This is a genomic window from Alphaproteobacteria bacterium, from assembly GCA_019746225.1.
GTDB lineage: Bacteria > Pseudomonadota > Alphaproteobacteria > Paracaedibacterales > VGCI01 > VGCI01.
On record JAIESE010000049.1, the window covers coordinates 1 to 2,707 of the forward strand.

General features: G+C 39.7%; 2 protein-coding genes. Both read right to left on the reverse strand.

Translation table 11 applies throughout. The annotated features are described in order from the left end of the window. Positions 1 to 491: 491 nt before the first annotated feature. Entirely contained in the window at positions 492 to 1,670 is a 1,179-nt protein-coding gene (locus tag K2Y18_08610; GenBank protein MBX9805795.1) for an integrase core domain-containing protein, read from the reverse strand. 313 nt (positions 1,671 to 1,983) lie between these two features. Continuing rightward, positions 1,984 to 2,707, reverse strand: a 724-nt coding sequence (locus K2Y18_08615; GenBank protein ID MBX9805796.1) for a sodium:proton antiporter, incomplete at its 5' end; no start/stop codon positions are given.

Sequence of the window (2,707 nt, forward strand, 5' to 3'; positions counted from 1 at the left end):
GTGTTCGGAAAGGCACATAGGTTACACTTCGCACAATCACATAGGTAACACTATTATGGTACAAATGGGCCTGCTAATTTGTTAATATTTTTTCAAAAAACACGTTTTTTTCAATGGATTTTAACTTTTAAGAAACTGTCCCACTAGAAGCTGATGCCCCTAGTGGAAATAGTAGCCATCCGTCACCCGTCACCTCTCGGTCGGCTTGGAAGAGCTTTTTCTTGGTACCATCAATGTTACTATATCAAATATTGCCCTTCAAGCTGAAATTTTGGATGAAAGCGCTTTAGACCTAATAAAAATAGACCATCTAGAGCTTTGAGCTTTGAGGGAGGTTTGGAAGAGCTTTTTCTTGGTCGGGGGTTTGGGGGCTGGCCCCCAATCTTATAAACCAGACACTATAAGCCTTTATTCCTCATTCACCTTAATTTTAAGCCAGCATATTTGCCTGATACGAATTCAAACGAGACAGTATTCCTGGCATTAAAAATTCAAATGCTTCTCTTTCTTTTCGTATTTTTAGGTAAAACAATTTTTTTTGTATGGTCTATTTTCCCCAAAAATATTGAGCTATAGTAAACTTCGTAAATTCCATCATCGACTTGTTTTAAGCCAACATGTTCGCCCACTAAAGCTGACCCAATGAAAATATCCGAGGCATACGGTTTAAGGCTAATTTGTCCTGCAGGCCTAACCTTACGCACTATAAATTCTTTCGAATATTCAGGTGGTTGCAATTTTCCATTCCAAACTCTTGAAGATGGTTGGTAGATATTTCCTGGTGTATTTTGACCAAGTGCTTCATGTGGACGTATATTATTGAAATAATTCCGAAATTCATCAAATTTTTTGGCTTGTTTTTCAAGGACATGTTCTGGTGGGTTGGCTGTTTCATTTTTTAATGTTTGGTGCATTCTTTCATGTCGCCCATTTTGTTGAGGTTTTCCTGGATCTATCCATTCAGGGGTGATACCTACTTTGATTAAATTGATCGCTAACTTTGATAATCTTCCAGCCCCGATGGTTGCAAAAGGCGATCCATTATCGGTTCTAAAAAATAAAGGTAATCCATATTCATGAAATGCGGTTTCAAGGACAGCCCAAACATGCTCAAAATCATTTCTCTCAAGCATAAGACAACGTAATAAATAACGGCTGGATGCATCTGTGAGGGTAAATGGCTCACATTTATTTCCATCTAGAGTTAAAAACCGTCCTTTAAAATCAGCACACCAAACATCATTTGAGAATTGGCAATGAGATAGAGGAGATGTTCTTGCTGGAAGTCTTCTTCTATGTTTTTGTTTAGTTGTAAGCCCATTTCTGTCGAATAAATTCCTTACAGCAGTAATTGAAGGCCATGAAACATCGGGTTGTGCACGTTTAAGATGACCCAAAACTTTCTTTGGACCCCAAGGGTGCATATATTTCACCTTAAAGATCTCTGAAATTATGTTATCAGATAGTTTTAAAGTTTGATGATGTGGCGCACGACTTCTATCTTTTAGACCATCTAAACCCTTATCTTTATATCGATTTAGCCATTTATATCCACTTTTGCGACTGATCTCGTACATTCGACATAACTCAGCCATTGTAAAATTGCCTTCAAGGCAAGCAGCAATAAATTTTTTTCTTTGATCTTCCACTTTATTTTCCTTCCAAGCCATATACCCCTCATTGTTAAAGGAATATATAGTTGTATCATAAAGTGTTACCTATGTGGTTGCGCAAAAGTGTAACCTATGTGCCTTACTCGGACCATTGAGAGGATTACCGCTACCGCGGTCAGTGACATTATTCAATGCATATGAATCTGAAGAGAATACACTTCAATGCGAACAATAGATTCTCTTCATTATTTTCCTGTTCATCCAATCCACTCATTTTTTCAAAAAAACAGGACAAAATATTTCTGGAAATTTAGAGGGTAAAATAGTAGATTTTTAAGGAATTTGTTTCACCCCAAGCCTGACCCTTTACTCAGCAAGCGCAGATGAGCTTATAAACCCCTATACCAGCAAAATAGCCCAGAGCAGCAGAAATTCCCACCCTGCGGAAATACCAGAAAAACTCCACCTTCTCAAGTCCCATAAAAGCCACGCCAGCTGCCGATCCAATCAATAAAATACTTCCCCCCGTACCAGCGCAATAGGCAATCATATTCCAAAATACAGAATCCGTCGGATATTGTGCCAGGTCATACATTCCCATCACTGCTGCCACTAAAGGAACGTTGTCCACCACAGCAGAGGCCAGTCCAATTGCAATCGCTATCAGATCTCGATTCCCAATCACACGATCCATCCACTTTGCAGCATCATCCAACAATCCCGCCGTATGCAGCGCGTCGATGGACAGAAGAATTCCCAAGAAAAATAGGACGCTTGACACATCGATGTTTGTCATGATTTGAGGGACTCTCAAATAACTGCGATTTTCATAATGCCTATGGACAACGTCTGTGAATAGCCACATGAAGCCCAATCCAAAAATGATTCCCATAAAAGGTGGGAGCCCTGTCAGCATCTTGAAAATGGGAACGAATACCAAGCAGCCAATGCCTAACCAGAAAATGGTCATTCCCATAGGCTCTACGGGTTCGATATCAGGTTTTTGTGGAGGCGCAAGATCTCCTTTCAATGCCAAACCCATAAAAAATAACGACACAATGAGGCACACTAGGCTGGGGATAAAAAGGGAAGTA

Bases quoted from the DNA above. Each gene is read 5' to 3' on its own strand.
- K2Y18_08610 (MBX9805795.1), bottom strand. From the start codon at position 1,670: ATGGCTTGGAAGGAAAATAAAGTGGAAGATCAAAGAAAAAAATTTATT.